Source organism: Segeticoccus rhizosphaerae, assembly GCF_009192725.1.
Taxonomy (GTDB): domain Bacteria; phylum Actinomycetota; class Actinomycetes; order Actinomycetales; family Dermatophilaceae; genus Segeticoccus; species Segeticoccus rhizosphaerae.
In genome coordinates this window covers 1-4,621 of sequence record NZ_VOHR01000293.1, presented here as the reverse complement: position 1 = coordinate 4,621, position 4,621 = coordinate 1, and the positions used below count along the sequence as shown (strand labels likewise).

Sequence of the window (4,621 nt, the reverse complement as noted above, 5' to 3'; positions counted from 1 at the left end):
ACTCCGGCAGGTGGGGCACCTCCCACGAGGCCGCGGCCTCCGTCGGCGGACGCCGGCATGCGCGGCCCCGCGGCACGTGACCTCGAGTCGGCCATCAACGCCTTCCGGTACGACGTGCGCGACGCCATGCGCCGCGTCACCGTCGACGACCGGACCCGGCAGGAGGTGCTCGACATCCTCACCGACGCCGGGCGCCGCATCCGCGAGGTGCTGGCCAGGCAGCAACCCTGAGCACCCCCGGCACCACGGGTAGGGTTGGGGCGCCCGCTGCGAACGACCGCCGCTGGGAGCAACCCACGGGGGAGGAACCCATCAGCATGAGCACACGCACGCGCACCCGAGCCGTCACCGCCCTGGCCGCCCTGTTGGTCGCGGTCCCCACGCTGTCGGCGTGCGGCGGCGGCGATGACGGCAGCGAGGCGGCCGGCGTCATCGAGAGCTACTTCCACGCGGTGGGCGACAAGGACTCCGAGGCCGCCTGCAAGCTGCAGACCACCGAGGACGGCTCCAAGCCGCTGAAGTCGGACGACACGAAGTTCCAGGAGTGCGTCAAGGGCATGACGATGCTGATGGACCAGGCCAAGAAGGAGGACCTGGACACCTTCAAGGGCATCGCGGTCAAGGAGGCCACGGTCGACGGCGACAAGGCCACCGTGAGCCCCGATCAGGTCGAGGGGTTGCCGGAGGACGCCAAGGGCGGCGACGACAAGCCGGTCTCCCTGGTGAAGATCGACGACGCCTGGTACATCGACAGCAGCAAGTCGTCCGTCGGCGGCTGAGCCCGGCCCGGGCGGCCCCGTCAGCCCACGGTGAAGACGACCTTGCCGAAGACCTCACCCTCCACCATCTTGGCGAACCCGTCGCGTGCCGAGGTCAGGGGCAGGGCCGAGTCGATCACCGGTGAGATCCCGCGAGCCACGACGAGGTTGGCCAGCCGCTCCAGCTCCGAGCGGGTGCCCATCGTCGATCCGACGACGCGCAGCTGCTTGAAGAAGATCTTGGTCAGCTCGGCCTTGGCCGGGGCGTCGCCGGAGGTCGCGCCGCAGATCACGATCGTGCCTCCCGGCACCAGCGAGTTGACCGAGTGCGACCAGGTTGCCGCACCGACGGACTCGAGCACCGCGTCGACGCGCTCAGGGAGCCGCTCGCCCGGTGCGAAGACCCGGTCGGCGCCGATCTCGAGCGCACGCTGCCGTTTGTCCTCGTCGCGGCTCGTGGCCCACACCCGGTAGCCCGTCGCCGCGCCGAGCTGGATCAGGGCGGTCGCGACGCCGCCACCCGCGCCCTGGACGAGGACCGTGCCGCCGGGTGTGACACCCGAGTTCACGAAGAGCATCTTGTATGCCGTGAGCCAGGCCGTCGAGAGGCAGGCCGCCTGCTCCCAGCCCAGGCCCTCGGGCTTGGGCACCAGGTTGCGCGTGGGGACGGCGACCTGCTCGGCGATCGTCCCGTCATGCAGCTCCGACAGCAGGGTGCGCCGCGGGTCGAGGGTCTCGTCGCCGGTCCATCCCTGGGTGGGGATGACCGCGTGGACGATCACCTCGTTGCCGTCCTCGTCGATGCCGGCGCCGTCGCAGCCCAGGACCATGGGCAGCCTGTCGGCGGAAAGTCCCACGCCTTGCAAGGAGAAGACGTCGTGGTGGTTGAGCCCGGCGGCTCGCAGCCGCACCACCGACCAGCCCGGCTTCGGCTCGGGGTCGGGGTGGTCCCCGACCCGCAGGCCGGACAGCGGATCGGTGGCGGACTGGCTGACGGCGGTGGCGGCAAGCATGGTCACGACTCTAGCCACGGCGTCGACTCAGGACACCGTGGCGGTCTGCGCGAAGTCGCCGCAACGGTTCGGGACGGACGCGACCTCAGGCGAGGTCGCGGATGGCCTGCGCGACGGCGGGGGCGACCCGCTCATCGAAGACGCTCGGGATGACCTCGGTGGGCGTCGGCTCGTGCACCAGCCCGGCGATCGCTTGGGCCGCGGCGACCTTCATCGTCTCGGTGATCTGTTCGGCGCCGGAGTCGAGGGCACCGCGGAAGATGCCCGGGAAGGCCAGCACGTTGTTGATCTGGTTGGGATGGTCGGAGCGACCCGTTGCGACGACGGCGGCGTGGCGCAGCGCCACCTCGTGATCGACTTCCGGCGTGGGGTTGGCGAGCGCGAAGATGATCGCGCCGGGGGCCATCCGCTCGACGTCCTCCTCGGGCACGTGACCGCCGGAGACACCGACGAAGACATCGGCGCCCTCGAGCGCGTCGCGCAGCGACCCGCGCAAGCCGCCCGGGTTCGTGCTGGCGGCGATCCGGTGCTTGTGCTCCACCAGGTCGCTGCGACCGGGCTCGATGATGCCGCGTGAGTCGCACACGACGATCTGTGAGACGCCTGCGTCCTGCAGGATCTGGGTCACCGCGACCCCGGCGGCCCCCGCCCCCGACACGACGACCCGCAGGTCGGTCAGGGGTCGGTCGACGACGCGCGCGGCGTTGATGAGGGCAGCGAGCGCGACGATCGCGGTGCCGTGCTGGTCGTCGTGGAAGACCGGGATGTCCAGCCGGTCCTGGAGGCGCCGCTCGATCTCGAAGCAGCGGGGTGCCGAGATGTCCTCGAGGTTGATGCCTCCGTAGGGCGCCGCCATCCGCGCGATGGCGTCGACCAGCTCGTCGACGCTGCCGGTCTCCAGGCAGATCGGCACCGCATCGACGCCGGCGAAGTGCTTGAACAGGACCGCCTTGCCCTCCATCACGGGGAGCGCGGCGAGCGGGCCGATGTTGCCCAGGCCGAGGACGGCGGTGCCGTCGGTGACCACCGCGACCGTGTTGGCCTTGCTGGTGTAGCGCGTCGCGAGCGAAGGGTCCTTGGCGATGGCACTCGACACCTTGGCCACACCGGGCGTGTAGAGCAGGGACAGGTCGTCCCGGTCCCGGAGCTGCTGGGTGGGGGTGACGGTGATCTTGCCGCCCTGGTGGGCGACGAAAACCGGGTCGGTCGGATCGACCGTCGGCGGGTGCGGGAGTGCGGACATCGGTCAGGACACCTCTTCGCGGGGGCGGACACACGAGCTGCTGCACCGGAGCGCCGGGGGTGTGGCCACATCGATACGTCGCGGGGTTTGCCGCTGCCCGTTGATCGTGCCACAGCACGGCTCGGATGAACATGACCGGCGCGCAAGTGTGGCGCCGATCGCCTCTCTGCAAGGATCCGGCCATGACCCGCCGCGACTCCCCGACCCCCCTCGCCAGAGCACGCTTCGTTGCAAGGAGGCTCGGGTGAGGCGAATCGGAATAGCGGTCGTGCGCGGCCGTTCGATGGAACCCACACTGCACGAAGGAGATCGGATGCTCGTGCTGTATGGCGGCCGCCCCCGCCGCGGTCGGATGGCCCTCGTCCGCCTTCCCGACGGGCCCGCCGGCCCGAGACCGCTCGCGGTGAAGCGGATCGGCTGGCCCGACCTCAACGGTGCAGACGCGTGGTGGGTCGTGAGCGACAACGCACGGGAAGGGGTGGACTCCCGCGTCTTCGGCACCATCGCGACCCACCAGGTGCTGGCCCGGGTGCTGTGCCGGGTCCCCGCTCGGCCCCGGTGGCTCACCCGCCGAGCATCCTGACCACCGGGCCCGCGCATGACGGCCCTCCCCTGTCGCGGGCACATTCCCCCCGGAGTAGGTTGGACCGCGTACCGCAGTCGCCTCAGAAGGGATCACAGATGTTGTCTCGCTTGTTCGCCCCCACGGTCGAGGTCAGCGCCCACTGCGACCTGCCCTGCGGTGTCTACGACCCCGCGCAGGCACGGATCGAGGCCGAGTCGGTCAAGGCCATCATCGAGAAGGCCGCCGCCTCCGATGACCAGGAATTCAAGATCCGCTCGATCATCATCAAGGAGCAGCGCTCCGAACTGGTCAAGCACCACCTGTGGGTGCTTTGGACCGACTACTTCAAGGCTCCCCACTTCGAGAAGTACCCGGAGCTGCACACCCTCTTCAACGAGGCCACCAAGCTCGCCGGCGCCGCTGGCACCAAGGGCACCAGCGATGTCGCGAAGGCGGATGAGCTGCTCGCGAAGATCGACAAGATCGCCGAGATCTTCGCGGAGACCAAGAAGGCCAGCTGACCGACCACACACCACCTGCGCCCGCCGTCCCCTCTGGGGCGGCGGGCGTTGCGCATTCGTGACCGATCTCGGAAGTCGAATGTCCCACCGCTGCGGCCCGCTGGGGACTATTTTCGTGGACGCCCTTTCGTAGGGCGCCGTCCTGGCACCCCAGGACGGCACGTGTCTGTGCGGAGGTTCGCCGTGTCCTACCACCAGTCGCCCGACTCCGCTCCCCCAGCCAACAAGGGGCTGCTCGCGCTAGCGGGCCTCCTGCTGATGATCCCCATCGCCGCGCTGATGTGGGTCGGGAGCTATTCCAAAGTCGATCCGAAGCTCGGGTCCTTCCCGTTCTTCATCTGGTACCAGTTCCTCTGGGTCGTGCTCTGCTCGACCATGACCTACACGGCCTACCGCCTGGTCAAGAAGGCGCGGCCGCACCGGCCGATGATCCGCGGCGAGCGGCCTGACGACGGCGGCGCGCCCACCCCGGAGAACGTCCGATGAGCGCCGTCGCGCCGGCCCTCGCGGCCGCCGACGAC

At 70.0% G+C, this 4,621-nt stretch carries 7 protein-coding genes; 5 read left to right on the top strand and 2 right to left on the bottom strand.

Annotation, left to right across the window (positions count from 1 at the left end; all coding sequences use genetic code 11):
- Both FRW57_RS23420 and FRW57_RS17525 read left to right on the top strand, forming a co-directional pair.
- The coding region (locus FRW57_RS23420; RefSeq protein ID WP_203230392.1) for a hypothetical protein at positions 1 to 231 on the top strand (231 nt) is incomplete at its 5' end.
- 86 nt (positions 232 to 317) lie between these two features.
- A complete protein-coding gene (locus FRW57_RS17525) occupies positions 318 to 779 on the top strand; it encodes a DUF4878 domain-containing protein (RefSeq protein ID WP_137122774.1) in 462 nt (153 codons plus the stop codon).
- Between the two features lie 20 nt (positions 780 to 799).
- On the opposite strand, the gene FRW57_RS17520 is transcribed toward FRW57_RS17525, so the two are convergent.
- Together FRW57_RS17520 and FRW57_RS17515 are read right to left on the bottom strand one after the other, a co-directional pair.
- A complete protein-coding gene (locus FRW57_RS17520) occupies positions 800 to 1,771 on the bottom strand; it encodes a zinc-binding dehydrogenase (protein ID WP_137122775.1) in 972 nt (323 codons plus the stop codon).
- Between the two features lie 85 nt (positions 1,772 to 1,856).
- Complete coding sequence (locus FRW57_RS17515; protein WP_137122776.1) at positions 1,857 to 3,014, bottom strand: NAD(P)-dependent malic enzyme; 1,158 nt, start codon at positions 3,012 to 3,014, stop codon at positions 1,857 to 1,859.
- Positions 3,015 to 3,258: 244 nt separating this feature from the next.
- Between FRW57_RS17515 and FRW57_RS17510 the strand changes: the two genes are divergently transcribed.
- The 3 genes from FRW57_RS17510 (at position 3,259) to FRW57_RS17500 (ending at position 4,586) form a co-directional block, all read left to right on the top strand.
- A complete protein-coding gene (locus FRW57_RS17510; protein ID WP_202911649.1) occupies positions 3,259 to 3,597 on the top strand; it encodes a S26 family signal peptidase in 339 nt (112 codons plus the stop codon).
- Positions 3,598 to 3,695: 98 nt separating this feature from the next.
- The gene (gene sodN / locus FRW57_RS17505; protein ID WP_137122777.1) at positions 3,696 to 4,100 is read left to right on the top strand and encodes a superoxide dismutase, Ni; all 405 of its coding nucleotides are present in this window, start codon (positions 3,696 to 3,698) and stop codon (positions 4,098 to 4,100) included.
- Positions 4,101 to 4,262: 162 nt separating this feature from the next.
- Entirely contained in the window at positions 4,263 to 4,586 is a 324-nt protein-coding gene (locus FRW57_RS17500; protein ID WP_202911650.1) for a DUF3311 domain-containing protein, read from the top strand.
- The last annotated feature ends 35 nt before the right edge of the window (positions 4,587 to 4,621 follow it).

What these genes read in the sequence shown, in the direction of transcription:
- FRW57_RS17525 (WP_137122774.1), top strand. Translation starts at nt 318, where the DNA reads ATGAGCACACGCACGCGCACCCGAGCCGTCACCGCCCTGGCCGCCCTG.
- sodN (WP_137122777.1), top strand. Translation starts at nt 3,696, where the DNA reads ATGTTGTCTCGCTTGTTCGCCCCCACGGTCGAGGTCAGCGCCCACTGC.
- FRW57_RS17515 (WP_137122776.1), bottom strand. Translation starts at nt 3,014, where the DNA reads ATGTCCGCACTCCCGCACCCGCCGACGGTCGATCCGACCGACCCGGTT.
- FRW57_RS17520 (WP_137122775.1), bottom strand. Translation starts at nt 1,771, where the DNA reads ATGCTTGCCGCCACCGCCGTCAGCCAGTCCGCCACCGATCCGCTGTCC.